Raw genomic sequence first — 25576 nt, 5'->3', positions numbered from 1 at the left:
AGATTTTTTTGTGAAATGAACAAAAAACCCCGAATAGGGTCACTTTTTAAAGTGTCCACTATTCGGGGTTCAGTTCATAATAGAGCAACTGGGCTCTTTTATTTTCGACTGTAAGGGGCAATGAACTATCCCCCTATCTCCTAAAAGTAGACTACTCCCCTATTTTTCTACTATTATTTTTTTACCTAATACCATTAGTGTTTATTGTCTGATTCTTATTGAAATTTATTAACTTTAAAATAAAGTAAAGCCGTTGATTGATTTCCAGCTTTCCATGGGCGGGGTCGAACTGCACCCTCGCCCTTCGTTCCAATCTGGAGTGGATATTAACTTCACCACAAAAAAATGCTCCCTTTAGATAAACAGATTTTATTTTTTAATCTGTCTACCTAATAGGGAGCATATCAAACTACTCGATGGCTTTTGTCTACAGTCTGAAATAACCAGCTTGCTGATCTTTATTTAGATTGAGCTACTTTCGTCGTTCATGTTTAATTTTCAGTAGTAAAAGTTTAGGCTTTCTTTTTTTTCGGGTACCCAATGAATATCGCTATCATACCACAAATACCAATAAGAATTGGGTAGAAAGAGTACGGCAAGATACTCACTGGCGAAATTTTGGCTACGCTTGCGGCTACAAGAAATTGGGCTCCGTATGGGAGAAGACCTTGGACTGTACAAGAGAAAATATCTAAAATACTTGCAGACTTTCTCGGCTCAATCTCATACTGGTCAGCAATATTTTTGGCAAGTGGCCCGGCAATTAGAATAGCAATTGTATTATTGGCCGTAGATAAATTAGTTAGACCCACAAGACCAGCTATACCAAATTCAGCACCCTTCTGCGATTTAATCCTGCGCGTTACAAGACGGAGTAAAAAGTCAATTCCCCCATTAAATTTAATAACTTCCACCATTCCAGCTATTAATATAGCCAGAAAGGCGATTTCATACATCCCTTCCATTCCTTCACCAATCTTTTGTATAAGGCTCATTATGTGATAGCTGCCATCTGCTAAGCCAACAGCACCGGCGAGAACAATCCCTAATGCAAGAACGAGGAAAACATTCATTCCAGATAACGCTAAAATAATAACTAAAACATAGGGAATAATTTTTATCCAATTATAGCTTAGATGCTCTACTTGGGCTGTCCCCCCGGATGTCATAAACCCTAAAATAATACTTGTGATAATAGCTGCCGGCAATACAATCCAAAAATTGACCTTAAATTTGTCCTTCATTTGCGCGCCTTGTGAACGAACTGCAGTAATAGTAGTATCTGAAATAAAAGATAAATTATCACCAAACATCGAACCGCCTACAACCGCTGCCATCACTAAAGCAATAGGTAGCTCCGTAAGATCGCTTATTCCAACTCCAATTGGCGCCAGCGCAACAATCGTCCCCACTGATGTGCCCATGGATAGAGAGATGAAACAGGCAATGATGAATAAGCCTACGACAACCAGGTTTTGCGGTATAACCGATAAAGCAAAGTTAACAGTGGAATCTACAGCCCCCATTCCCTTCGCTACCTCTGAAAATGCCCCTGCTAATAGAAAAATAATAACCATCAGCATGACATTTAAATTTCCGGCACCTTGGCAAAAAATATCAACCTTTCGGGAAAACGATTCTTTTCGATTCATCGCTAGAGCTACAGCACCTGAAATGCTGATGGCTACAATGACAGGAAAGGCATAAAAATCACCCATTATAATCCCTGAACCAATAAATAAAATCATAAAAATAACAAATGGGATTAGCGCCCATGGATTCTCTTTCTTCATTGTCTACCTCCAAAAATTAAAAATCAGCCCTATTTTTTATTTTTTCACCATAAAAAAGGCCTCATCTTGAAATAACAAGAAGAGCCCTTATAGTTAAAACGCTCCTCTTATCTATCAAGAACATTGCTTGCTGGATTTGGCACAGTAACTTAATAGTTCCGCTGCCGAGATTTCATCGGGCCAGTCCCTCCATCTCTCTTGATAAGAAGAAAAAATATTATATTTTTGACACAATATTAAAATACTAAAATAAAACATCCATAATTGCAACATGTTTTTAATTGTAAAAAAATCCCACGACTATTATCAAGTGCGAAATTCAACTTTTTATACGAATACGAAGCTTTGAATGGACACATAGATCGAAAATATAAATACCCCGACTAAAAACCAACCATATAATTTTCTCTCTCTCCGAAATTCATTAATTCCTAATGTTAACATAAATAAACCTAGAAAAAGGATCATTAAAAAGTTTAGCCGATAATCATGTGTCATAAATCCGTAAATGGAAAGCGTGATGCCTATTATTGATAAAATAATTTGTACTGTTTTTAACAAAACGATTCCCCCTATTTGCTTGAACGAATACTAACAGTTATCTAACCTTTTTTGAATAAAAAAATTCTATGATGGGTGAGATGACAAATGAAAGCCCAACAACTTTTTATTTTTGTTTTTTTAATTGGCTTTTGAACTAGAAACAGGAAATTTAAGTTTAATTCGAACAGGGCTGACAAAAGGCTTTTACCCTGCATTTATCTTTTCTTTAGGTTGTGCTGTTGGTGACATGGTGTACGCTGTACTATAGGTTTTGGGAATAGCCTTTCTAGTACAATCTAGTACAATATTCCAATTCATTTTATGGATTGGCGGTACTATCATGCTTGGCCCTTTAACCTTCCAAGCTTTCCGAGATACGTTTGCATGCAAAAAATTAGAGTCATGGAGCAGCGATTGAAAAGAAATCATTATGGGCTTATTTTTTACTGGTGTTTGGCTAGTAGTTTCAGCAACGACTGCAATCGTTGATTCCCAACGGTTGGTGGAAGTATAGTAGGTGGTACAACTATTGGACATTCAGCAACTAAAAGCTTACCTCCCTTCTTCTTCGGATTTATCACCGTTTCAATCCTTTGGGGGCTAATCCTTTCATATTTAAGTAGCATCGGTGGTAAAATAATGGGAAAAGGCTTATGCAAATAGTTTCGTTTATTTCAGGATTACTCTTTTTGTACTTTACTTTTTATGTATTCTTGAATGGTTTTGAAAAGCTATTATAGGGGTGAAAACCATGGTTAGAAGAAGATAGCTAGCCTCCTAGATCACCAAGGATATGTAGGAGGCTAGCTTAATTATAGGAGATGTTTAAACGATGAAGCAAAATAAATATGATGATATGCAATTCTTTTCTGCTTACGAAAAAATGCCACGTTCTGTTCAAGGGCTGGACGCCGCAGGAGAGTGGCATGTATTAAAAACACTTTTACCTGATTTGAAAAATAAACATGTGCTTGATTTAGGATGTGGTTTCGGGTGGCATTGTCGATATGCGCGCGCACAACAGGCAAAATCAGTGATTGGTGTGGATATATCTGAAAAAATGCTGGAAAAAGCTCAGGAAAAAACGGATGATCCTTTTATTTCCTATTTGCAAATACCGATTGAGGACATTCAATTTTCCGCTTCTCAATTTGATGTTGTATTAAGTTCCTTAGCTATTCACTATTTACAAAACTTTGAAGCACTATGCAAAAAGGTTTATACCTATTTAAAACCTGGCGGATCGTTCGTATTTTCAGTGGAGCACCCTATTTTCACATCCCGCCATGAACAGGATTGGTACAATGATGAACAAGGAAACCGACTGCATTGGCCAGTGGACCATTATCAAACAGAAGGCATGCGCGAAACAACCTTCCTTACCGAAAATGTCATTAAATATCACCGTACATTATCCACTTATATGAATGATTTAATACAGGTGGGATTTACAATACGTGCTGTGAAGGAACCTATGCCCTCTGAGGAAATGATACAAACTATTCCAGGTATGCAAGATGAACTACGAAGACCTATGTTTTTAATGATAGTGGCAGAGAAAAAATAAGCGTTTATACGTGTGATTATATCTATTACATTAGCACATTTCGTTGCTTCATATTTAATGGGGCAGCATCGCTACAGCTGCATGATGCCTGCCAAATACTGAGTAGTGGTAATAGAGGGCTAGATTGTCCCATAAATTAATTCTCTGAAAATCTCAGATAAAACAAAAAACCAGATGCTCCTCATAGAAGAGCGCCTGGTTTTATTGTGAAAGTGAATCTTACTAATTTACTTAGTTTTGATTCGTATTAATACTACGCTAAGTTGAGGCGTGGAACAAGTTAAAATATTTTCCATTCAATTTTTGGTAGGAATTTATGTTTTTTCGAGCATAGGAGTTACTCATGTCCTATTTATTTTGCAAGTAGGAAACTAACAAAAAAGACTAGATACCTACATAAATTATGTAAGTTCTAGCCTTTTAAGTGAAAGTGAATCTTACTAATTAATATTGCTTAGCTTTAGATTCATTTATGAATACGAATAAACAGCTAAAAGGTTTCATTATTTGGCCTATTTTTTCGTAAAAAATAGGATTACCCGCACAAAAAGACCAGGAAGTCACGAAATAAGTGAATCCTGGTCTTTTTGTGAAAAGTGAATGTTACTAGCTTGCTTTAGTTTTTTGTATTCTACTAATGAGGTAGACGGTTGATGTTGCAATAAGTTACATAAAATTTAAAAATATTTTAATCGATTACTTGAATGGCAAAATCAAATACACCCTCTGCCCCATCAACTGTAATGATGGAAATGCTATACACCCCTTCTGACATTGTATAGCTACCCTTTTCTAGTATCGTTGAATATTTTGCTCCTGCATTTACGGTTTTTTGAGCCCATAGTTTGGCATCTGCATTATAAATTTTTAAGCTAAATGGTTGTGTCCCCTTATTCTTTATATCATAGTGAATATCAAATTCTTGTGGAGAATGATTGCTGTAAAAAGATTTATGAAATTCACCATTTGCAGTTGTAGCATTTAGATAATTCAGTGGAAGTCTATGAAGCATGTCCATTTCCTGAGTGCTTGTCCTTGCCAATACTCTTTCCTGTAGCTGGGAATCTTTTCGTTTACTTGAATCAAATTCATCCGATGACTTTGTAGAGATATTGTCGCTACCAATTAGGGCAAATTCAAACATCAGTACAAGTAAAATGAGTAATTTCCATATTTTCATAGCGCCCACCTCCACTTACAAGTAATACCTAATTAGATATTATTCTACCATTTAAAAAATCACCATTCAAATTGCTAACTATAGATAAAAACTTGACAAAAAAAGTTATTTATGATATAATTTACAATTAAAATATTTTCTTATATAATAGGATTCTCCTGGCCAGGGGAATCCTATTTTTTATTGTAAGGAGTGTTCGGATGAAGAAGCAGGAATCTAGTATAACTTCATTAATAGCCGCCTTTAGCAGAGCCCACCATAGTCAATTTGATGCGCCGAAAATATTTGATAATTATCTAGCACAGGAATTAATCTCTAAGGATGAATTTCAGAGCATTGAAGACAATATGGTGCAAGGTATTGAATTTTTCAATAAGGAAATTGCCGAAAAATATAAAGGCAATTCGAGAAAATTATTAAAATGGATTACGCAAGTTCAACTAGCGCCGACTCCCTTGGCACGTGCCGCATACTGTGAAAGAGTCTTACAAAACGAAATACAGCTCGGCGTTGAGCAATATGTTATTTTGGGTGCTGGTTTGGATACATTCGCTTATCGACACCCCCATTTAGAACGTGTATTAGAAATATTTGAGGTTGATTTCCCAACCACACAAGCATTCAAAAAACAAAAATTACAAGAAGCGTCACTCAGCCGCATCAATAATTTACATTTTGTAGCGATGGATTTTACGAAGCAATTTCATAGTCAACCTCTTTTGGATCAAGGCTTTCAGTATAAGAAAACATTTTTTAGTCTCTTAGGTGTCTCCTATTATTTAACGAAAGAAGAACTGGCTAGCTTATTAGACCATCTGTTTGCGCTAGTTCCAGCAGGTAGTTCCCTTGTCTTGGACTATGCTGATGAATCGTTATTTAGTGAAAAGGGCATCTCTAACAGAGTAGATCATATGGTGAATATGGCGGCCGCTGGTGGTGAACCCATGAAATCGTGCTATCGTTATGAAGAAATGGAGAAGATGTTAGCTCAATCAGATCTACTTATTTATGAACATCTATCTCCATCTACAATTCAACAGCTTTATTTCCAGCATCGAACAGATTATCTATCAGCTTTTGAAACGATCCATTATATGCACATGGTTAAAAAATAAGATATAATCCATTCCTTTTAAAACAATTCTTAATTTTCTATCTATTTCCCAGGCAATTAACTATTTCAATATAAGAATTATGTATATAATAGTAGTGTAAAGCTAATTAGCCTTACACCTCCTAGATTTGTTACTAGGGTCACTGTTTATAACAGTGACCCACTTATGATTGGCAAACCCCTAAAGGATTTCCATCTAGATCATAAAAGGTGAAAAATCTTGTTTGCCCTTCCCCTCCCATAGGATTTACGTTCACTTGCTGCTCTACTAGTGATTGGTAGGTCTCTTCAATTGATGAAGAAAGAAAATTGTAGTATTTCCCTACCCCAAAATGATTATCTGGAAAATACAATGGTTGATGATTTTCCGTTTTTACTAAGCATACAACCGTAGCCGAACGTTCCGCTATTTTCATGACCGCTGCGTCTTCTTCTATATATAAAAGCTTAAATCCAAGCTTTTCCTCATACCATTTGGCTGATAATTGAGGGTCTTTTATTGGGATAAAAATGGCCTCTACTCCATGTAATAATGATTGCATCTCTTTTTCCTCCTTTTTAAAATGATTGCTATACTTTTTCTATATATGAACTTGAATGTCCTCTAAAAAATTTCACCCTTGCATCTCTTCTTGTTTAGTTTCCCTATTATTTGCTTATCCTAATTAGTATCGGAAATGTCTTTGCCCTTTTCCTAGAGGAGGTGCCAATCATTAAACACGCGGTGTCATTTTTTCTCCTACTTTTAGTCGTTTTGTTGTTAACTGGGTGTTGGAATAAGCGGGAGTTAAATGAATTAGCCATTGTCACAGCTGTTGGAGTCGATAAAACGGACGAATTCATAGAAATTTCTGTTCAAATTGTTAACCCGAGTCAAATTGCGCCGAAAAATTCAACAAGCTTTCAAGTCCCTGTTTTTACCTATCACGCAAAAGGGAGAACCTTATTTGAAGCTATCCGAAAATTAACAACACTGACGCCAAGGAAACCTTATTATGCACATGCTCAAGTTATTATTATTGGTGAAGAGATGGCTGAATATGGTATGAATAGTATATTAGATTTATTTCAAAGAGATCCTGAGGGAAGAAGCGATTTTAATATTATTGTTGCTCATGAATCAACAGCGCAAGATATTTTAAGTATTTTAACACCATTAGAAGATATTCCTGCCAGTAAAATGTTAAAATCCTTAAAGGACTCTGAGGATGTATTGGGAACAACTGAATCAGTGATTTTAGACGATTTAATCGAGTCTTTAGGGAGTATTGATCATAGTGCTGTTCTGCCCTCCATTCAAATACTTGGAGATGCAGATGCCGGGAAAAATAGCTCCAATATAGAAAAAATGGATAGCCCCGCCAATTTAAAATACAGTGGACTTGCTGTTTTTAAAAACTATAAGCTTATAGGCTTCTTAACAGAGGAAGAAAGCAAATACTACAATTTCTTACACAACCATATAAAAGGGACCGTTCAAAAAGTGCCTTGTTCGGAAAAGGGGAAAATATCAGCAGAAGTTTTAAATTCCTCTACAAAAGTTACTGGCAGCATAAAAAATGACAAACCCTCCATCCATATTCAGGTTGATCTTGAACAAAATATAGCGGAAATAAGTTGTCCAGTGGATATAACAAAGCCAGAAACGATTGATATTATTAATAAAGAAACAAGTAAATTAGTTCAAGAAAATTTAGAACAAACACTGCACACGATTCAAAAAACCTATCAAGCTGATATTTTAAAGTTTAGTGAGGTACTTCATCGTGAAGACCACCAAGCATGGAAACGTATCAAAAAAGATTGGGCCACGCTTTACCCTAATCTACCGGTGCAAATTGAGGTGAATGTGAAAACAAAAGGTATTGGTACAGCTAGAAAATTAAAAGTAGATTAAACAATCAAAAATGACCAGACACTCCTTGAGTGTGCTGGTCATTGCTAATTAACGTGAAGCTTCGAATGTAATAAATGATGAATCTTCATCAGGCTGTTGCTGAAATGTGTAATTAGCAGAGCATGTGATATCCGAAAAGCCTATACTTTGTAAAAGCAGTTTAAATTCCTCTAGACCGTACCAGCGTAATAAAAATCTTTGTAGCTCTGTATCCATCAATGTACCACGCTGCCATTTTTCATATTTTAAAACCGATAAAGTATACTGCTCCATCCAGTTGATCGCAATCGATTTCCTCTCAATCGAGATTCCTTCATCTTCGGAGGTTGCATGATAACTTGTAGTAATTTCACCAGTTTTCCAGTCTGTCGGTATGATTAAATCTAATAGAATGCGTCCGCCTGGAGCAAGGTGATGATACATATTTGTTAAAGTTGACACGGCATCTTGATAATTTTCTATTAAACAGAAAGATCCCGCCGGCATGATGATAGCGTCATATTGTTGATCTACTGTAAAATGACAAACATCGCCTTCATAAAGAACTGGTGTAAGTCCTCTATCGTGACATCGTTTACGACAAGACGCCAGCATTTCTGAAGAATTGTCAATCCCTTCTACATCAAAACCACTCTCCATGAAAGGAATATAGAAACGCCCTGAGCCGACACCCGCCTCAAGCACCTTACCTGTAAGTCCCTGTAAACGTTCCTTATAATATTCAATATCCCCACCAATAGAATATCCTACTGGTTTTGTTAAATCATAAAGTTCCGTACATAACGGTCCATAATTACTATACATATTGTCTCCTCCGATTATTTGCGGAAGAAAAATCCCTTTTAATTCTTCCACACCTTCATATTATTTAATGGAAAATTAGAGCTGACTATCATAATGGATCACTCGCTTTCTTGTAAATTTAAATAAATTATACCTATATTTGTCATTCATTTCAATATTTCTATTGATTTCGTTTTCAGTCCACTATAATGTACAAATTAGCATAAATTATCAAAAAATATTTCCATGTAAACGGTACGATGAGAATAAGAAAGGATGATCGTATGAATTATTTTGAAAGAATACAAAACGCTATAGAATATATAGAGGATAACTTACAAGAAAAAATGTCGATCACAGATATTTCTTCGCAATCTTACTGTTCAGCCTTCCATTTTCAGCGACTGTTTCAGGCGATAACTGGATTTTCCGTACAGCAGTATATTCGTAATAGAAGGCTTTCTGAAGCGGCCGTTCTATTAATAACAACCTCTCAAGCTATACTTGAAGTGGCGATTAACTTTCAATACGGTTCTCAAGAAGCTTTTACAAGGGCATTTGTTCAATACTTTGGGCTATCACCGGCTAAGTACCGAAAGAGTGCAAATTCTATACCATTACAAAACAAAATAAACTTTTTGGATTATAAAATGAATGGTGAACTCCCTATGCCAAAGCCAACAATCGTACATGTAGGAAAAAAGTTAATCACCGGCTATCCCTATCAAACATCATTACAAGATGAGAGGTATTATGCTGAAATTTCAGGCTTTTATCATGATTTTGGTCGCGAGCACTATTATGAACGTATTACACAAAAAGTAGCACCTAATATGGCCTATGGAATCTCTACAAACTTTCAGGAGGATGGTGAGTTTTCTTTTGTTGTGGGAGAGGAAGTCCAAGTATTTGAGGAGCGTGTTGAGCAAGGGTTTATCCATGTAGAATTACCTGCTGGTCAATATGCTGAATTTATCTTGAATAGTAGTGCAGAAGGTATACAGAATACAAGACGTTACATTTACGGGTGGTATGGTTGCCTAACTCTAATTACGAAAGAGATAGGGGTCCTGATTTTGAAATAACAGATGTTATGCAATCTATCTATCCACATAATATGAAAATGAAAATTTACGTTCCCATTAAAGGTTAAGAAAGGAAGCCAAAAAATGATGATTGAAAAGGTTTTTACTCAATTTCCTCTGCTACATACGACTAGTCTACTATTAAGGAAAATAGAAGTATCTCATGTAGAAGAGTTGTTTGCCATTTATGATAATACAAAGGTTTTCGAGTTTTGTGGTATTATCCCAAAACACAACTATCAAACCGTACAAAAAATGATTGAGCATTTTGAAAGAGACTTTAAGAAGAAAAGTAGAATAAAATGGGGTATTTTTGAAGCGTCCCAAAGCGAGAAATTAGTGGGTATTATTGAGGCTATGGACTTTAATCAAAAAGTAAATATGGTGACAATTGGATATTACTTAGCGGAAGATTTTTGGGGAAAGGGCATTGCTACGAAGGCCGTTGAAATGGTCGTGAACTATTTATTAGAGGAGGTTCAGGTGAATCGAATTCAAGCTGAAGTCATGCCATTAAATGAGCCCTCGAAAAAAGTACTACTAAAGAATGGCTTTATAAAAGAAGGTTTATTACGACAAGCAACATCATGGTCCGGCAAAGGCGTTGTTGATTTAGAAATATATGGATTACTGAAAGAAGATTATGTAACTCATTCAAAAGACTAGACTCTATTTAGGAGTCTAGCTTTTTCTTTTATATGACAAGTAGATGGACAGAATACCAACTCAAGAAAGCTCCTTTACATAGATTAGAAATAGAAGACTAGCGCTAAAATTAACATTCAAACCATAAAGGAGCGTTTCAAAAATGGATGAAAATCGATATTTAACACGATTGGATAGAAATTTAAATAATTATCATAAATTTTCTAAATGCTATTGTGACTCGAAGAACTATTGCACAGGTTACTATTATGGCACGGATGATATGGCAGAAGAAGATTCATATCGCATCAAGTATTATAATAGTTCTCAGGATGGGAATAAACAGTCGGAGAGCCACGTAAGAAATAAAGATAAAAAACAATGTGAAGGCTGTATTTGTAGTCAGTTAGAATGTTTTGACCCAGGGACATTAGTAGATGTCTATCTTTCTGATGGCCATTGTTTTTGCGGTATTTACTTTATCTATCTCGATCCACATAGCTGCTGTGCCTATTTCCTTCAAATCGATGACATGGCTAGACCCGTTATTATTGACTGCCAGCAAGTGAATGCTATAAGCAAAACGAATACGGCAAGCTAGTGCATGGGCTCTTCTCTTTTGAAAGTAGCCTGGTGTAGGTGTTTAATAATGATCTTCCACCTACTTAGATTTCTGGTGATCAGCATGTGTACAACGAATGATCGGACTCCCCTATCTAACCATAGGGCGAAAGTTTTTCACCGTTAACGGCTACCCCCTTCCTATTTCTTTATGAAAAAAAGAGCAGTATGATAACATATACATGTTACCAACTACTGCTCTAATTTTTATAAAATTATCCTTCGTTTATCCAATTAATGAGCTGTTCATCAAATGACTCTGGCTCTTCAAACATAGGGTTATGACCACTTTTTTCAAATATAACTTTCTTAACCTGAGAAGCATCCTCTGCTGCCGCCCATAATGAAACAGGGGCAACTAAAAAATCATACCTACCTAGTCCAACAAAAACTGGTTTAGGGAAAGATCGAGTTAGTGGTAAAAGATCCTGCTCAGCGAAAGCTCTCCCCCACAGATAATCTATGACTTCCATATTCGTATAAACGCCTTCCCACATAGCTGTAGCATTAAACGAATAATCATAGAAACTATGTGCACCCATACGAATACACATATGAACAAAACGTCGTTCAGGTTCCTTCTTTAAATCTTGCGCTAAGAAAGCAATCTCTTGTTCAAATTGTTTTTTTCGCGCGACACTGGCATTCGCATCAAAAAAGGACAGACTTTGCTGTTGTCTTTCTTGGCTATTTGTTGTAGCTGTATTTAATAGAATCACCTTCCGAACATGCTGAGGGTATGTGTTAGCATACGCCATCGCCATAAATGCATGCCCTGAGTGCCCTAAAATAATGAAATGTTCCACCTTTAACAATCGTCGAGCTTGTTCAATATCGTCGACAATTTTCTCTAAAGTATAATCCTCTTGTTTTAAAGGACGAGGAGGCTTCACAAATCCACGATGATCTAAAAAAATAAGCTTAAAATGCTGGGAAAGGTTTTCTGAGAACAATCGCGGGTAATACACACTGCTTCCTACGACTAAAATAGGCTCACCTTGTCCCTTTATACAATAGTGCAATTCAAATCCGTCACAAATAATCTTTTGGTCTCTTGTCATTTTTTATCCTCTTTTCTTATTAATCTATCACTCCCTTTCCTCTTTGCATTCCCGTGTCTTTTCCATCGAACGCTCTAGCATTCTATTCACCTCATGGATTTACTTTTACACAAACAATACCATTACTACTGGTTTCTAGCAAATTATTGATTATATAATAAGGGAAGCATCTAAAAAAGGGTGGGAGGAAATGAAAGAAAGTTTATTAGAACGTTTGAAGGTATTTCAACTCAATAAGAATCTTTCTAGCAGCTGTAAGAAATTTTTTTGAATGGTTACCATATGATGCGAAACATTACAAACAAGGGGTTTAATCAATGGATAAACAATTAGAGCAAGTTCTAATATTAAGAGAAAGTGGCCAGCTTAAGGAAGCCAACCAATTAATGGTGGCATTGGTCAAAGAAGAACCTGGAAATGCTTACTATCAATTTCAATGTGCCTGGACCTACGATTCTTTAGGACAAGAAAAAGAAGCTGTTCCCCACTATGAAAAAGCCATTCAATTAGGATTGGAGCCAGCTATTCTAGTGGATGCCTATCTAGGTTTAGGGAGCACGTATCGGACATTGGGGCTGTACGAACAAGCAAAACGGACATTGGAACAAGCTATACACGAATTTCCTGAAGCCGAGCATGTAAAGGTTTTTTATGCCATGACACTTTATAATCTTGGTGAACATGCAAAATCTATGGAAACATTATTGAATACTTTAGTCATCACAACCAACCATCAGGGCATTAAAGATTACAAAAAAGCTATTCATTATTACAGTGACAAGCTCGATCAAACATGGTCTTAACAAAAAAACAGGCTTCTATGAAAAGCCTGTTTTTTGCGTTATTTTGCGATATTTTGTTTTTTTAGCATAGAAAAAAAGATCAATGTTAGTATGCCACTAAAGAAAAATAAATAGCTCAATGGGATTAAAAAGAAGTTCTTCTCCACAATTACTCCGTTTGCTAGTACCTCATCACCAATAATTCCTTTTATAAATAAACATAAAACACCTATCATCATAGGTATTGTTGCTAATAAATATTTCTTCATCATCGTTTCCTCCATATAATTTGTCTATTGTATGTGATCCATTTCCAAGCATATCGTCTGATTTCCTATAGCTATAATAATACCCATCACATCTTAAGTCAATATTTTTTTATCGAAAAACAATAAATCGTTATTGTTTTCAGTTTTAGCAAAAAGATAGAATCTATGATAAAAAAGAACATACATTCCATCTCTCTTAATTCTTTTACGTGTGGTAGTTGAGTCATTTGAATAATCTTTGTGCGAGTGGCATTAAATAATACTATTATATAATGTCGGATAATCTGTTATAGGATTATAAAAAAACAGCTACTTCAATGAAAAGTAACTGTTTTTTAAACGGTTAAATAGAAGCTGAAGCTTGTTTTATTAAGGCAGCGACCATTTTATCCATTTGAGCAAAGCGATCATCCTGGGTTTGCCCTTTGGCATAACGATAATAGATTTGCTGACAAATGACTGCTAATTTGAAATAGGCAAATGTACAGTAATATTGAATGTCTGAAATATCTCGCCCACTTTTTTCAGCATAGCGTTCCATAAATTGCTGACGGGTATAAAATCCTGGCAATACCGTAACAGGTGGGTCGCCTAGTGCATGTAATAGCATTTTTGGATCATCCGCTTGCAGCCAGTAACTCATTGCGACACCTACATCAGCAAGTGGATCCCCTACTGTGGTCATTTCCCAATCAAATAAACCAATCATTTCGGAGTAGTCCTCAGAAAACATAGCATTATTCAATTTATAGTCATAGTGAATAATGGTTGCCTCCTCATTATGAGGAATATGTTTTTTTAACCAATCTGTTAGAGCTTTTACTTCAGCATACTCGGCTGTTTTAGCCTTATCATAGCGCTCGATCCAACCATGTACCTGTCGTTCCATAAATCCGTCAGGCTTCACCATGTCCTGTAACGGCGTGTCCTCATAAGGAATTGCATGGAGTGCTACTAATGAGTCAACCATCTTTTCAGACAGCTGACGGGCCAGTTCCTCCGTCGGTTTTATTCCTTTTGGAAAATAGGTATCGAGGACGATGCCTTTTTTTCGCTCCATTAAAAAGAAATCACTGCCAATAATGTCTAGGTCCTCCACATAAACATAAGGTTTTGGAACCACAGGTAAAAATGGATGCAAGGCCGATAAAATGGTAAACTCTCTCTTCATATCATGGGCCTTCTTAGCAACTGGGCCAAGTGGCGGTCTACGAAGGACCACTTCAAACTCAGCTATTTTCAAGCAATATGTTAAATTGGAATGACCAGCACTAAATTGTGAAATTTCCAATTGCCCCTGCGGTAGTTCAGAAAAATGGCTTTCTAAAAATGCGCGCAATTTGACTACATCTAGTCGTTCACTTGCCCTTACTTGCATTGTATCCATCTTATCCCTCCTTTAAATAATGGAGCTCATGCCCCCATCAACAACAATGACATCACCTGTCACATAATCTGATGCTGCCGATGCTAGAAATAACGCCACACCCTTTAAATCATTTTCGGAGCCAAGTCGTTTTAATGGTGTAGCGCCCATCAAATAATCTTGACCACGTTCAATTAATACATTGGACATTTTGGTTGGAAAAAACCCAGGGGCAATGGCATTGACATGGACACCATGAGGTCCCCATTTGACGGCTAAATCCTTCGTTAATGTTATAACAGCCCCTTTGCTGGCATTATAGGCAATGGTATCCATAAATGCAGGTAGTGTACCACCAAGCCCTGCGATAGAAGCAATATTAATAATTTTCCCGCTTTTCTGCTCTAACATGATTTTGCCGACGGCTTGGCTCATTAGGAATGTTCCATTCACATTGACATCAAATACTTTTTGCCATGCTTCATACGGCATATCGATAGCAGGTGTTCCCCATGAGGCCCCACTGTTATTGACTAAAATATCAATTTTACCGAACGTAGTCATCGTTTGCGCCACAACATTGGCAATATTCTCTGGTTTTGTCACATCACAGGCTAACGCTAATGTTTGAACCCCTAATTTTTCAAGAGCTGTAGCAACCTCCTCACATGCCTCCACTTTTCGCGAGCATAAGACAACATTGGCTCCAGCCTCGGCAAAGCCTTGGGCAATTTGTGCTCCGAGTCCACGTCCCCCACCTGTCACAATGGCTGTTTTCCCCTGTAAGCTAAATAACTCCATTACAGTCATTTCACCAGCTCCTTATGTTTTTTCGCGTGCTTTTTTAATTCCAGCTTGGCAACTGTATTACGATGTACTTCATCTGGCCCATCTGCTAAACGCAATGTTCGAGAATTTGCCCACTGTGCAGCAAGTGTTGTATCAGGCCCTACACCAGCAGCTCCAAATGCTTGAATCGCTCTGTCTATAACTCTCAGTGCCATATTTGGCGCAACTACCTTAATCATTGCAATTTCTGCTTTTGCCTCTTTATTGCCAACCGTGTCCATCATATAAGCAGCCTTTAATGTTAAAAGTCTTGCTTGCTCAATATCAATACGTGACTCGGCAATACGTTCACGCATCACACCTTGATCTGCTAGAGGTCGATGAAACGCATGACGCTCCTGTACCCGTACACACATTTCCTCTAATGCTCGTTCAGCTGCGCCAATAAGACGCATACAATGATGAATTCTTCCTGGGCCTAAGCGACCTTGGGCAATGGCAAAGCCTTTTCCCTCTCCCCATAAAATATTGTCTACAGGTACGCGTACATTCGTAAAGATAACCTCTCCATGTCCCTCTGGTGCATGATCATAGCCAAAAGCCGTTAACATGCGCTCCACTTTTACTCCTGGCGTATCCATTGGTACAAGAATCATAGATTGTTGCTCATGAATAGGCGCCGTTGAATCTTTATGTTTGCCCATGAAAATAGCTACTTTACAGCGCGGGTCGCCAGCACCAGTTGTCCACCATTTATGACCATTTAAAATATATTCATCGCCATCTCGTTCAATACTTGCCTCAATATTCGTAGCATCACTCGACGCGACTGCAGGTTCAGTCATCGCAAAGCAAGATCGTATTTCCCCTCCTAATAACGGTTCAAGCCATTGCTTCTTTTGCTGTGTGGAACCATAGCGAACTAGTACCTCCATATTACCTGTATCAGGTGCATTACAATTAAACACTTCTGGTGCCAAAAGTGAACGTCCCATAATTTCACATAATGGAGCGTATTCTAGATTTGTTAAACCCGCTCCGTATTCACTATCTGGTAGAAATAAATTCCATAAGCCTGCTTCCTGCGCTTTCTGCTTTAGCTCATCCATAATGGGCGGAATCGCTCCCCAACGATCCTCCATCGCCTCGATTTGTGCAGCATAAACGGCCTCATTCGGGTAGATGTATTGCTCCATAAAATTCGTCAGCTTGTCCTGTAACTTCACAACTTTTTCACTATAGGAAAAATTCATTGGAAGAAACCCCCTTTGCTTGAACTCCGAAAAAAATGAATGATTGTTCATTTTTATTCTTACATTAAATGTTACCGCTATTTTTCTAGTAAATCAATTCCATTTCATGAATTTTCTAATTAAAAGGAAAATTTCATGTATATAGCAATTGGATTAGTTTACATTGGTTTCGTTTCGAAAAATTGCAGCACATCTTTCAGTAATTGACGGATAGCAAATGGTAAATGGCGATTTTTTAAGTACACCAAATAAACATTCCGACATAGATTCGCTCCTTCAATTTCCTTTTTAACAATGGTTTTAGCTGTCGGACCTTGTAAATAGTTTTCTGGTAAGATGGTTATCCCTAAATTTTCTCTTACAAGAGATACAGCCGTTTCAAAACGTTCAATTTCAAATTGAATATCAATGCTCTTCCCTGCTTGTTCAAAAGTATTCAAAATATCACGTCTTGTTTGAAACCCCTCTGTACTTATAATAAAAGGCTCTGCACTAATGTCTGAAATCGATAAAGCCTCTTTCTTCGCTAACGGATGATGGAGGGGTAAAACAGCTACTAAACGTTCCTCATATAAGGTCTTAACTTCAAGCTCAGGATCATCCATTAGCTGATTGGTAATAATTAAATGGGTTTTATAGCTTTTCAAGGATTTTTTTACACGTTTACTGCCTAAAATATCTACTAAATGGATCATCATTTGCGGATAGTCTTTTTTATAGTTAGCAATTACTTTAGGAAGCCAATGCTTGATTGATTCCATCACACCAATGGTGATTTCACTCGTGCCATGTACAACGACTTCATCCATTTCTATTTTTAACACTTCCATATTTTTTACAATAACTTTTGCACGTTCAAATAGCACCTCACCAGCTTCCGTTAACTGCAGATTTCTAGTATTTCTGTCTAACAAGGGAGTGCCAATCTCATGTTCTAATTTTTTGATGGCATTGCTTAAGGAAGGCTGCGAAATATGCAGTCTTTCTGCGGCTTTTGAGAAATTCATATGCTCTGAAACAGCAATAAAATATTGTAATTGTTTAATATCCAATACGGTAATCCTCCCTCATTTATAGTTTAAAGCTATAGATTAATATTAATTATATATTAGTAAATATAATTATGTGAATATATAATGAATTACAACAATATTTTTTCTACAATAATATTTGCAATGGGGATGATAAGATTATGTACACAATGACAGATCAAAAACAATGGAAAGGCCGTATAGACTCAACAACCAATAAAAGCAGTTTCCGTTTACATCAACAAGTAAAACGAATCGCGATTAATGATGTAAGCGCTTCAGATAAGAAAAGTGCTGCAATGATTGGCTTTATTTGCGATGAGGGTGTACGTCGAAATCAAGGTCGAGTAGGAGCAGCAAGTGGACCAAACGCACTACGTGAAGGATTATCTAGTTTACCGTGGACGTTTGAGAAGGAGCAACAAATCATTGATGTAGGGAACATTATTTGTCTCAATCACGCCCTAGAGGAGGCACAGCGAGAGCTTGGTGATGTTGTTAGCACCCTCCTACAAAAGAAATTACAATGTGTCGTGCTCGGTGGTGGTCACGAAACACTGTATGGTCATTATTTAGGTGTTCGTGCGGCATTACCAAAGGAAGCGAAAATCGGCATTATCAATATCGATGCTCATTTTGATTTACGACCATATGACGAGCAGCCTTCTTCGGGTACAATGTTCCGTCAAATTTTAGAGCAAGACCCATATGTCGATTATTTTGTTGTTGGCATACAACGCTATGGCAATACAAAAGAGCTGTTCGAAAAAGCGGATGAGCTACAAGTGAAGTATGTAGTAGAAGATGACATGACATCATCGGTCAATCTTCAACCATTATTGGATGATTTACAAAATTATATGGATCAACACGATTATGTGCTTTTAACATTATGTATGGATGTATTAAACGCAGCATCGGCACCAGGCGTAAGTGCACCTTCACCGTTTGGACTTGAACCGACAACTGTGCGTACGATTCTTCAAAAGGTAACTTCGCATCCACATACACACTCTTTTGATATTTGCGAGGTTAATCCGTCATTAGACGAAAACGGACGTACGGTGAAATTAGGTGCTTATTTTGTCTATGAAGCACTAAACAACTTACTTGGGGGGCAAGGTTCATGATCGAAATTAATCAAATTACAACGGTGTTTCTAGCCGTTGCACTCTTTGCATTAGGTGGCTTTCTCATTAATAAAATTGGATTCTTAAAACGTTTTTGTATTCCAGCACCAGTGGTCGGTGGCTTGCTGTTTGCTGCACTTGCGACCATTTTAAAGACTACAGGAACTTTAGAAATATCACTGGATACATCATTACAAAGTTTATTTATGATTACGTTTTTCACAACTATCGGCTTAGGAGCAAGCTTTAAGCTAGTTAAGCTGGGCGGAAAATTACTTATTATTTATTGGCTAGCATGTGGCTTCCTTGCCCTCATGCAAAATGTTATTGGAGTTTCTCTTGCGTCACTGATGGGGATTCATCCTCTGATCGGTATGATGGCCGGTGCCGTGTCCATGGAAGGCGGCCATGGTGCTGCAGCAGCATTTGGACAAACATTAGAAGATTTGGGTATTTCCTCAGCAATGACAATCGGTGCTGCGGCTGCAACTTGTGGTTTAGTAGCTGGTGGTTTAATTGGTGGGCCAATCGTTAAATATTTAGTTGGTAAATACAATTTAACACCCAATGAACAAGAAGCTGAAGAAATCGAATATGAAAATAAACATGAACAAATTACATCTGATTCATTCTTTACACAAGTCTTATTAATTACTTTCTGTATGGCTGTGGGTACCTATGTTGGAACATTATTCTCAGAAGCGACAGGCTTCGTTCTGCCAGGCTATGTAGGAGCTATGTTTGTAGCTGTCCTAGTCCGAAATATTATGGATAAATTTAAACCAGAAGCAATCAATATGAAGAGTATCTCATTAATTGGAGATGTAACATTAGGTGTTTTCCTTTCAATGGCTCTAATGAGTATTAAATTATGGGAAATTGCAGATTTAGCGCTTCCATTATTTATCATCGTCTTTGCGCAAGTATTCTTTATTGTTGTATTTAGCACTTTCGTCTTGTTTAAATTACTCGGCAAAAACTATGATGCGGCCGTGATGGTTGCTGGTTTCGCAGGACATGGTCTAGGAGCAACACCGAATGCCATGGCCAATATGTCAGCCGTTGTCCAACGCTTTGGTCCTTCTAAAAAAGCCTTTCTCGTTGTACCAATTGTAGGCGCCTTTTTAATTGACGTGTTTGGTATTCCTATTATTATTACAACTATTAATTTATTTAAATAAAAACAAGCCGTACTTTGGTCTCTAAAAGACTAGTACGGCTTTTTCTATGATTATTCCACTTCACGTAAACTCGACTCTAAAAGTTATTACAGCTGAAATAACTAGCTGCGCGTCGCCCCTATTGTATACAAGGTTCACAGAAAGGATTTCATCGAAAAAAATCTAAGTCAGCAAAATATCAGACTTAGATTTTAGGTCGTATATTATTGTAAAATCTCACTAACCGTAACAAATTCATAGCCTTGCTTTTGTAAGTAGAGAAGGACATTATCTAAACCATTGGCAGTCGTTTGATGGATATCATGCATTAAAATAATACTGCCGTCTTTTACAGATGCTTTCACATACGCTAAAATTTTATCTGGATTATGATGCTTCCAATCAAGCGTATCAATTGACCATAAGATCGATGGAATTGTCATTACCGAACGAACTTGATCATTTGTCGCCCCATATGGTGGACGGAAAACAGTCGGATACTGACCAATTGCTGCATAGATGGCATTGCTTGTGCCATTTACTTCTTGTTTGACACCAGCGATGGATAATGCAGTTAATTTTTTATGGTTGGATGTATGATTGCCAATTTCATGCCCAGCGTCATAGATTTGCTTGACGATTGTAGCATTTTTTGAAACATTTTTCCCTACCATAAAAAATGTTGCCTTTGCATCGTATTTTTGTAATGTAGCTAAAATTTGTGGTGTTACTTTGGCATCTGGTCCATCATCAAAGGTTAAAGCTACTCGTTTTTTTGAACCCTTTGGTGCTGACACCCCTTTATTATAAACTTTATTATTAGTAAGCTGGATATTGGCTAATTCAGAAGCTTTGACATACCCTTTTTGTTCGCCCGCTTCTACATAAGCCCAGCCAGCCAGCGTTATGTAATGCTGCACAGTCATCTTATTAGCAATTGTTCCTAGAACTTCTCCATTTGGACTAGCCGTCAAGCGTAACTCAGCACCGTTTGGAGCATTAATTTGTTTCTTTATTGGTACAGGTTTCTTTAGTGCAATTGTTGCTACATAGCCTATATCCTCTCCATATTGGACGAAAGACCAACCACCAGGTGCTGTGCCATAGACATAGACCATGCGTCCTTCATATAGTTGACCAATATGCTGAGCATTTTGACTTGGTGCCGTAAATAAAGTTGTGCCACCCTTCTGAATAACTAAGTAGCCCTCCGACTTTACCTTCACTAAAACGTCAGATGTTACATAGCCTGCCAGCTCTGGCGTTTGAATATGTGTCCACCCTTTACTTGCTTGTGTCACTTTGAGGAAGCTCCCTTTCGCAACTTCACCGATTTCCGCGCTATTTGTGGATGGCTCCTCGTAAATAACCGCATCTTTATTGATCTTTTGAATCTTCACTGATCCTTCAGCACTTGCTGACAGCTGCCCCACCATTAAGCCTAGTAAAAACGTCAAGCAAAAAGCATAAACATAAGGTAAAAATTTTTTCATTATTCTACACCGCCCTTGATGTCTTTCCATGTCTGTAAATTGCTAAGATTTAACTTTAATTATAGAGGAATCGTCTATACCAGAAAATAGTTATAATCAACCAGATTCCAAATTCATGTTTTTTAGAAAGGCATGGATACAGTACTACTACCCTATTTTCTATAAAACTAGTCATCAATCAAGTTGATTTCAGTACCATGTGTGTTGCTTCGATAAAGGATAGTGATTGCCTATTATAGTTGCGCTTTAACAATTCGAACAAACGATCGCCTGTCTTGCGCACAACAATTACGGTGCTACTAATTCAACCTTTATTCTATCAGGGTCCTCAAAATAAACAGCGTAATGCTCTTCTCCCCCTCCAAATGGATGCTTATTAGCATAAAGAATAGGAACGCCCTTTTCTTCTAATTGCTTTGTTATACCATCAACCTGTTGCCTCGAATTTGCGTGGAATGCCAAATGATTTAAACCTACACGACTTCGATGATAGGTGATATCCATAAACTTTTCGTTCGTTTGGACAAAAACAATATAGGTGTCGTCTATTTTCCAGCTCCGACCACTTTCCCATTCCTGATAAGGTTGATAACCTAATTCCTCTAAAAACCATCCCCAAAAATGTATGGTGTTTTTCAGATTAGAAACATTTATTTCTATATGGTGAATAAGTCCTTGTGACAAATGGATAATCTCCTTTTCAACAAAGTTTTGAACTGCTAAATATTCATTTATCTATCCATTCATATTGAATATCTGGTAAATTCTCTTCATTTTCATGTCCTTTTCCAATGATGGTAAATCCATTCTTTTCATAAAACCGCTGTGCGTTTTTATTTACTTCGAACGTAAATAGCGTTAATCTTCCACTTGATTGTTTTTTTACATTGTCTAATAATGTTTGGCCTACTCCTAATCCTTGATAATCAATATGAATATATAGCTGACTAATCTCCTTCTCATTATAAGCAATCATTCCGATTACTTGATTATCCATGAACGCTAAATCGATTTGAAATTCTTCAAGTAATATATGGTTTAAAAAATAAATGTGGCTTTCCATGCTATGCCGCTCTTCCTGCCCAATAGCCTGTTTCTTGCTGTCTCGCCACATCACCACTGTTTGTTCCGCATATGTGGGATCATATGGGATGATTTTAAATGGGTGTTGGTTCACTACGACTCTACCTCCATGGCATTTGGTCACTGCTAGATAATTTCTTCCATTCCTTGCAAACAAGTATAGCTTAACATAAATAGCCAATCATTCGTGAGTTAAGCCCTATTAAAGAGCATCGTAGGCTGTCAAAGCATCTTCGATATGTGGGGGTGGTGTCCAAGCATAACCTGGAGCATTTGTCGTAATGAATAGAAATTTACGTCCATCTTTTTCCATTAATGATGCTAGACATAACCCTGCTTCTGGCGTATATCCCGTTTTTCCACCCAAAATAGTTCCATCCATGCTAGGCATTCTCGTAAATAATGAATTTGCTATTAGCAATTCTGTTGGAACATGTGTCGTGTAAGCTTTCGAAGTAAAAATTTGATAAAAGGTCGGGTTTTCTAATGCATAACGGAGAAGCTTACTCATATCCTGTAAGCTTGATACATGTGCCTCATCATGTAGGCCGCTTGTATTGATAAAATGCGTAGCGTCCATGCCAAGTTCCTGTGCCTTATTGTTCATGTAAGTGACGAATTCATCCTCGCTGCCAGCAATGGCTTCAGCCAGTGTAGCCGTTGCATCTGCACCTGATGCTAGCAATGTGCCGTATAACAAATCTTCAATCGTGACAAAATCTCCTGCATGAAAGCCTGCCATAGAGGCATTTTGAGCAGTATATTTGGCGATTGTTTGAGGTTTGACGATCGTTTGCATTTGTAAATCATCCGTCATTTCAATTGCCACAATAGCGGTCATAATTTTTGTTAATGAAGCAGGATATATGATGGCATCCGCATTTTTTTCATATAATACGTCGCCCTGTTCATTAAGTAGCAAAGCATTTTGACTATGTAAGGACGGCAGCTCAAGATGTGCAAACTCTTGTGTTTTGTTTGTATCATATAAAACGAAAATCACGATAACCAAACAGCAAAATAAGACCCATTTTTTCATAAAAAAACGCCTCCTACACAATTATAATAGGCGGCAATTTTGAATATTCCTTAAGTTTGAATAAAAGCAAAGAAGGTAAGGCTCCATACGCTTTAACCCGTTAATAGATATCTTCGAAATTAGAACAAATTCTTGTCACTTCTTGATTAGCTAATTTAAAAAACACATCTTGAGAAACCTCTAATTTAAGTGCATCTTCTTTATGAAGCCCTGCATAAATCCCCCGTAAAATACGACCCGTTAGACCGTGTGAGACAACGATCACCTTTGGATGATGTTGGATTTCTTTAAGCCAAGAGGACAGTCTGCTCACTACTGCTTCATAACTTTCCCCATCTGGCGCATGGAAATACCAATTAAAAGCATCTGTGTTCGTCAATAAATCTGGCCACGTTTGCTGAATGTCTGACATTTTTAAACCAGCCCATTGCCCAACTGCCACTTCTGTTAATCGTCGATCAAACTCCACCTTATTGTAATTGTAGCCGATCGTTTCACAAAGTATTTCTGTGCTCTCCACGGCTCTTCCGAGTGGGCTTGATATAATTTTCCAATCATGAGCATGATCAATGAAGGTTTTCAGCATTCGAGCATTTTGTTGCACTTGCTCACGACCAAGCTCCGTTAGTGGCGAATCTAGTTGTCCTTGATATCTTCCCTGCGTATTATATTCAGTCTCGCCATGACGAAGTAAGTAAATCATTTGCTGCATTAATTGGTTCCCCCTATTCATTAGCTTACTCTCATCATGTTAGAGGATTCATTCTTTTAAAGCAATAACATGATATAGACTAAGCCCAAAAACAAACATAAGGGGCTGTATAGCTTCGTATCATTTCTAGCAAATTGAGAATGCTTGATTGTTTTAAAAAACCCAACATATTTAAAATCGCCCATTGCTCGTATACTAAAAACAATGGCACAGGCGATACATCCTACTTTAGAATAGGTAGAGGCAGGTAAAGCTGTCATATAACCCCCTTGGACAAGAATGATAACACTCGCTGATAGAAGTAGCAAAGCCACACAGAATGTCCCCCATTTCCTAGGACTGAAAACTTTTTGTTGACTGCCATCTTTAATGGGTATAACTGCTCCAGTCCCCCATTGCCCACCGAATGCCCAATACACATGAATGATACTAATCAACCATAATAGACACACTGAAACTAATGATAAAATAAACATAATCAGTTCCTCCTTTTCCATCAATAACATACGCCACCGTATGTTTAGGGGATAAATAGGGTCCCTAGAGATTTGTTTCACCCTCTTAGAGACATATAAATTTCTATAACAGCAGCTTCACCATTTTCTCTAAATCAAAATGGGGGTTGGCTTCATATCGAGTCATCCAGCCAACATAGGTTAAATAAGCTAGCCTTGCTCGATCGATTGATTGTTCTCCATCCATCCCTTTTTTTTGATAAAGCTTGGCGACACAGTCAATTCGTTGTTCTTCAATTTGAACAATTCGAGTAGCGACATGCGCATCATACTTAGACCAAGCATAGATACCCATTTCTATTTTTTTATCTTTATGAAAGCTTATGCGTAAGAGCTGCTCTAAAGTAGCCCCTTCCTGCTCTATACTTTCAATAATGGCTTTTGTCGCATGTGTTTCCCAATAATCAAGGATGGCATCTAATAGTTCTTGATGATCACGAAAATAATGATAAAAGCTACCTTTACTAATGTTTAAGGATCGAGCTAGTGCCTCGATACGTACTTTATGTATGCCGTCTTCCCCTAATTGTTGTAGGCCTGCTTTTATCCAATCATCTCTCGTTACTTGCATGATCATTCTCCTTAAAAATACGATGGCGTATGTTTTGTCTTATATTACCACCTTATTTTTAATTCTTCAACTTTTCTCTCCTTTATGATGAACA

The 25576-nt window shown here is 37.4% G+C and carries 27 protein-coding genes, 1 pseudogene and 1 riboswitch; of the genes and pseudogenes, 9 read left to right on the top strand and 19 right to left on the bottom strand.

Annotated elements, in window-relative coordinates:
- Nucleotides 1-512 precede the first annotated feature (512 nt).
- From AC1Q6O_RS14420 to AC1Q6O_RS14410, 3 genes are all read right to left on the bottom strand, one after another.
- Nucleotides 513-1793, bottom strand: coding sequence for a Na+/H+ antiporter NhaC family protein (locus AC1Q6O_RS14420; RefSeq protein ID WP_089986977.1), 1281 nt, complete (start codon nt 1791-1793; stop codon nt 513-515).
- Between the two features lie 104 nt (nt 1794-1897).
- Nucleotides 1898-2001: riboswitch (SAM riboswitch) on the bottom strand.
- Between the two features lie 119 nt (nt 2002-2120).
- On the bottom strand, nt 2121-2354 hold the full coding sequence (locus tag AC1Q6O_RS14415; RefSeq protein WP_089986976.1) for a DUF3953 domain-containing protein: 234 nt from the start codon (nt 2352-2354) through the stop codon (nt 2121-2123).
- Nucleotides 2355-2540: 186 nt separating this feature from the next.
- Nucleotides 2541-2873 (bottom strand): hypothetical protein, encoded by a 333-nt coding sequence (locus tag AC1Q6O_RS14410; protein ID WP_089986975.1) that lies wholly within the window; start codon nt 2871-2873, stop codon nt 2541-2543.
- A gap of 295 nt (nt 2874-3168) precedes the next feature.
- On the opposite strand from AC1Q6O_RS14410, the gene AC1Q6O_RS14405 reads away from it, so the two are divergent.
- Nucleotides 3169-3903 carry a class I SAM-dependent methyltransferase gene (locus tag AC1Q6O_RS14405; protein WP_089986974.1) on the top strand — a complete coding sequence of 245 codons (735 nt, stop codon included), beginning with the start codon at nt 3169-3171 and terminating at the stop codon, nt 3901-3903.
- A 688-nt stretch (nt 3904-4591) separates the two neighbouring features.
- On the opposite strand, the gene AC1Q6O_RS14400 is transcribed toward AC1Q6O_RS14405, so the two are convergent.
- A complete protein-coding gene (locus AC1Q6O_RS14400; RefSeq protein WP_342529630.1) occupies nt 4592-5083 on the bottom strand; it encodes a hypothetical protein in 492 nt (163 codons plus the stop codon).
- Between the two features lie 200 nt (nt 5084-5283).
- Between AC1Q6O_RS14400 and AC1Q6O_RS14395 the strand changes: the two genes are divergently transcribed.
- Nucleotides 5284-6198: a class I SAM-dependent methyltransferase gene (locus tag AC1Q6O_RS14395; RefSeq protein ID WP_492401569.1), complete on the top strand. Its 915-nt coding sequence runs from the start codon at nt 5284-5286 to the stop codon at nt 6196-6198.
- Between the two features lie 163 nt (nt 6199-6361).
- On the opposite strand, the gene AC1Q6O_RS14390 is transcribed toward AC1Q6O_RS14395, so the two are convergent.
- Nucleotides 6362-6739, bottom strand: coding sequence for a VOC family protein (locus tag AC1Q6O_RS14390; protein WP_090003349.1), 378 nt, complete (start codon nt 6737-6739; stop codon nt 6362-6364).
- Nucleotides 6740-6900: 161 nt separating this feature from the next.
- Here AC1Q6O_RS14390 and AC1Q6O_RS14385 point away from each other — a divergent pair, with 161 nt between their 5' ends.
- On the top strand, nt 6901-8094 hold the full coding sequence (locus AC1Q6O_RS14385; RefSeq protein WP_089986973.1) for a Ger(x)C family spore germination protein: 1194 nt from the start codon (nt 6901-6903) through the stop codon (nt 8092-8094).
- Between the two features lie 48 nt (nt 8095-8142).
- Here AC1Q6O_RS14385 and AC1Q6O_RS14380 read toward each other — a convergent pair whose 3' ends face one another.
- The gene (locus tag AC1Q6O_RS14380) at nt 8143-8898 is read right to left on the bottom strand and encodes a class I SAM-dependent methyltransferase (RefSeq protein WP_089986972.1); all 756 of its coding nucleotides are present in this window, start codon (nt 8896-8898) and stop codon (nt 8143-8145) included.
- A 263-nt stretch (nt 8899-9161) separates the two neighbouring features.
- On the opposite strand from AC1Q6O_RS14380, the pseudogene AC1Q6O_RS14375 reads away from it, so the two are divergent.
- The 3 genes and pseudogenes from AC1Q6O_RS14375 to AC1Q6O_RS14365 all read left to right on the top strand — a co-directional run bounded on the left by AC1Q6O_RS14375 (nt 9162) and on the right by AC1Q6O_RS14365 (nt 11208).
- A pseudogene (locus AC1Q6O_RS14375) lies at nt 9162-10030 on the top strand (AraC family transcriptional regulator).
- Between the two features lie 16 nt (nt 10031-10046).
- On the top strand, nt 10047-10628 hold the full coding sequence (locus AC1Q6O_RS14370; protein ID WP_089986971.1) for a GNAT family N-acetyltransferase: 582 nt from the start codon (nt 10047-10049) through the stop codon (nt 10626-10628).
- Nucleotides 10629-10770: 142 nt separating this feature from the next.
- Nucleotides 10771-11208 carry a hypothetical protein gene (locus tag AC1Q6O_RS14365; RefSeq protein WP_043990272.1) on the top strand — a complete coding sequence of 146 codons (438 nt, stop codon included), beginning with the start codon at nt 10771-10773 and terminating at the stop codon, nt 11206-11208.
- Nucleotides 11209-11443: 235 nt separating this feature from the next.
- On the opposite strand, the gene AC1Q6O_RS14360 is transcribed toward AC1Q6O_RS14365, so the two are convergent.
- Nucleotides 11444-12289, bottom strand: a complete 846-nt coding sequence (locus AC1Q6O_RS14360; RefSeq protein WP_342529639.1) for an alpha/beta fold hydrolase — start codon at nt 12287-12289, stop codon at nt 11444-11446.
- A gap of 317 nt (nt 12290-12606) precedes the next feature.
- On the opposite strand from AC1Q6O_RS14360, the gene AC1Q6O_RS14355 reads away from it, so the two are divergent.
- On the top strand, nt 12607-13092 hold the full coding sequence (locus AC1Q6O_RS14355) for a tetratricopeptide repeat protein (protein WP_008177214.1): 486 nt from the start codon (nt 12607-12609) through the stop codon (nt 13090-13092).
- Between the two features lie 38 nt (nt 13093-13130).
- Here the strand turns inward: AC1Q6O_RS14355 and AC1Q6O_RS14350 are convergent, their stop codons facing one another.
- The 5 genes from AC1Q6O_RS14350 to AC1Q6O_RS14330 all read right to left on the bottom strand — a co-directional run bounded on the left by AC1Q6O_RS14350 (nt 13131) and on the right by AC1Q6O_RS14330 (nt 17800).
- Nucleotides 13131-13343: a DUF3955 domain-containing protein gene (locus tag AC1Q6O_RS14350; protein ID WP_164908723.1), complete on the bottom strand. Its 213-nt coding sequence runs from the start codon at nt 13341-13343 to the stop codon at nt 13131-13133.
- A gap of 340 nt (nt 13344-13683) precedes the next feature.
- Nucleotides 13684-14727, bottom strand: a complete 1044-nt coding sequence (locus AC1Q6O_RS14345; RefSeq protein WP_008177211.1) for a phosphotransferase family protein — start codon at nt 14725-14727, stop codon at nt 13684-13686.
- A 12-nt stretch (nt 14728-14739) separates the two neighbouring features.
- Nucleotides 14740-15516 (bottom strand): SDR family oxidoreductase, encoded by a 777-nt coding sequence (locus AC1Q6O_RS14340; protein ID WP_008177207.1) that lies wholly within the window; start codon nt 15514-15516, stop codon nt 14740-14742.
- On the bottom strand, nt 15513-16748 hold the full coding sequence (locus AC1Q6O_RS14335) for an acyl-CoA dehydrogenase family protein (RefSeq protein WP_492401565.1): 1236 nt from the start codon (nt 16746-16748) through the stop codon (nt 15513-15515). The genes AC1Q6O_RS14340 and AC1Q6O_RS14335 overlap by 4 nt, the downstream gene beginning before the upstream one ends.
- 158 nt (nt 16749-16906) lie before the next feature.
- Nucleotides 16907-17800 (bottom strand): LysR family transcriptional regulator, encoded by an 894-nt coding sequence (locus AC1Q6O_RS14330; RefSeq protein WP_492401564.1) that lies wholly within the window; start codon nt 17798-17800, stop codon nt 16907-16909.
- 140 nt (nt 17801-17940) lie between these two features.
- Between AC1Q6O_RS14330 and hutG the strand changes: the two genes are divergently transcribed.
- Nucleotides 17941-18909 (top strand): formimidoylglutamase, encoded by a 969-nt coding sequence (gene hutG / locus AC1Q6O_RS14325; RefSeq protein WP_089987411.1) that lies wholly within the window; start codon nt 17941-17943, stop codon nt 18907-18909.
- Nucleotides 18906-20090, top strand: coding sequence for a sodium/glutamate symporter (gltS, locus tag AC1Q6O_RS14320; protein ID WP_008177195.1), 1185 nt, complete (start codon nt 18906-18908; stop codon nt 20088-20090). Before hutG ends, gltS begins: the two co-directional genes overlap by 4 nt.
- 203 nt (nt 20091-20293) lie before the next feature.
- On the opposite strand, the gene AC1Q6O_RS14315 is transcribed toward gltS, so the two are convergent.
- The 7 genes from AC1Q6O_RS14315 to AC1Q6O_RS14285 form a co-directional block, all read right to left on the bottom strand.
- A complete protein-coding gene (locus AC1Q6O_RS14315; RefSeq protein WP_090003299.1) occupies nt 20294-21562 on the bottom strand; it encodes a polysaccharide deacetylase family protein in 1269 nt (422 codons plus the stop codon).
- 288 nt (nt 21563-21850) lie between these two features.
- Complete coding sequence (locus AC1Q6O_RS14310) at nt 21851-22246, bottom strand: VOC family protein (protein ID WP_107922744.1); 396 nt, start codon at nt 22244-22246, stop codon at nt 21851-21853.
- A 43-nt stretch (nt 22247-22289) separates the two neighbouring features.
- Nucleotides 22290-22739 carry a GNAT family N-acetyltransferase gene (locus tag AC1Q6O_RS14305; protein ID WP_492401561.1) on the bottom strand — a complete coding sequence of 150 codons (450 nt, stop codon included), beginning with the start codon at nt 22737-22739 and terminating at the stop codon, nt 22290-22292.
- Between the two features lie 108 nt (nt 22740-22847).
- Nucleotides 22848-23684, bottom strand: a complete 837-nt coding sequence (locus AC1Q6O_RS14300) for a D-alanyl-D-alanine carboxypeptidase family protein (RefSeq protein WP_096365451.1) — start codon at nt 23682-23684, stop codon at nt 22848-22850.
- A gap of 100 nt (nt 23685-23784) precedes the next feature.
- Complete coding sequence (locus AC1Q6O_RS14295; RefSeq protein ID WP_008177182.1) at nt 23785-24396, bottom strand: histidine phosphatase family protein; 612 nt, start codon at nt 24394-24396, stop codon at nt 23785-23787.
- 56 nt (nt 24397-24452) lie between these two features.
- Nucleotides 24453-24875, bottom strand: coding sequence for a DUF3995 domain-containing protein (locus AC1Q6O_RS14290; RefSeq protein ID WP_174804748.1), 423 nt, complete (start codon nt 24873-24875; stop codon nt 24453-24455).
- 100 nt (nt 24876-24975) lie between these two features.
- Nucleotides 24976-25482, bottom strand: a complete 507-nt coding sequence (locus AC1Q6O_RS14285; protein ID WP_043990266.1) for a TetR/AcrR family transcriptional regulator — start codon at nt 25480-25482, stop codon at nt 24976-24978.
- Nucleotides 25483-25576: the final 94 nt, after the last annotated feature.

It is taken from the genome of Lysinibacillus sp. GW823-FHT06C08 (assembly GCF_058795135.1).
The sequence above is the reverse complement of the archived record's forward strand: the minus strand, read 5'-3'. Positions and strand labels throughout refer to the sequence as shown.

Bases quoted from the DNA above. Each gene is read 5' to 3' on its own strand.
- AC1Q6O_RS14410 (WP_089986975.1), bottom strand. From the start codon at position 2,873: ATGTCCAATAGTTGTACCACCTACTATACTTCCACCAACCGTTGGGAA.
- AC1Q6O_RS14380 (WP_089986972.1), bottom strand. From the start codon at position 8,898: ATGTATAGTAATTATGGACCGTTATGTACGGAACTTTATGATTTAACA.
- AC1Q6O_RS14400 (WP_342529630.1), bottom strand. From the start codon at position 5,083: ATGAAAATATGGAAATTACTCATTTTACTTGTACTGATGTTTGAATTT.
- AC1Q6O_RS14395 (WP_492401569.1), top strand. From the start codon at position 5,284: ATGAAGAAGCAGGAATCTAGTATAACTTCATTAATAGCCGCCTTTAGC.
- AC1Q6O_RS14285 (WP_043990266.1), bottom strand. From the start codon at position 25,482: ATGCAAGTAACGAGAGATGATTGGATAAAAGCAGGCCTACAACAATTA.
- AC1Q6O_RS14360 (WP_342529639.1), bottom strand. From the start codon at position 12,289: ATGACAAGAGACCAAAAGATTATTTGTGACGGATTTGAATTGCACTAT.
- AC1Q6O_RS14315 (WP_090003299.1), bottom strand. From the start codon at position 21,562: ATGAAAAAATTTTTACCTTATGTTTATGCTTTTTGCTTGACGTTTTTA.
- AC1Q6O_RS14335 (WP_492401565.1), bottom strand. From the start codon at position 16,748: ATGAATTTTTCCTATAGTGAAAAAGTTGTGAAGTTACAGGACAAGCTG.
- AC1Q6O_RS14365 (WP_043990272.1), top strand. From the start codon at position 10,771: ATGGATGAAAATCGATATTTAACACGATTGGATAGAAATTTAAATAAT.
- AC1Q6O_RS14350 (WP_164908723.1), bottom strand. From the start codon at position 13,343: ATGATGAAGAAATATTTATTAGCAACAATACCTATGATGATAGGTGTT.
- AC1Q6O_RS14300 (WP_096365451.1), bottom strand. From the start codon at position 23,684: ATGAAAAAATGGGTCTTATTTTGCTGTTTGGTTATCGTGATTTTCGTT.
- AC1Q6O_RS14405 (WP_089986974.1), top strand. From the start codon at position 3,169: ATGAAGCAAAATAAATATGATGATATGCAATTCTTTTCTGCTTACGAA.
- AC1Q6O_RS14355 (WP_008177214.1), top strand. From the start codon at position 12,607: ATGGATAAACAATTAGAGCAAGTTCTAATATTAAGAGAAAGTGGCCAG.
- AC1Q6O_RS14370 (WP_089986971.1), top strand. From the start codon at position 10,047: ATGATGATTGAAAAGGTTTTTACTCAATTTCCTCTGCTACATACGACT.
- hutG (WP_089987411.1), top strand. From the start codon at position 17,941: ATGTACACAATGACAGATCAAAAACAATGGAAAGGCCGTATAGACTCA.
- AC1Q6O_RS14420 (WP_089986977.1), bottom strand. From the start codon at position 1,793: ATGAAGAAAGAGAATCCATGGGCGCTAATCCCATTTGTTATTTTTATG.
- AC1Q6O_RS14340 (WP_008177207.1), bottom strand. From the start codon at position 15,516: ATGACTGTAATGGAGTTATTTAGCTTACAGGGGAAAACAGCCATTGTG.
- AC1Q6O_RS14295 (WP_008177182.1), bottom strand. From the start codon at position 24,396: ATGCAGCAAATGATTTACTTACTTCGTCATGGCGAGACTGAATATAAT.
- AC1Q6O_RS14390 (WP_090003349.1), bottom strand. From the start codon at position 6,739: ATGCAATCATTATTACATGGAGTAGAGGCCATTTTTATCCCAATAAAA.
- AC1Q6O_RS14345 (WP_008177211.1), bottom strand. From the start codon at position 14,727: ATGGATACAATGCAAGTAAGGGCAAGTGAACGACTAGATGTAGTCAAA.
- gltS (WP_008177195.1), top strand. From the start codon at position 18,906: ATGATCGAAATTAATCAAATTACAACGGTGTTTCTAGCCGTTGCACTC.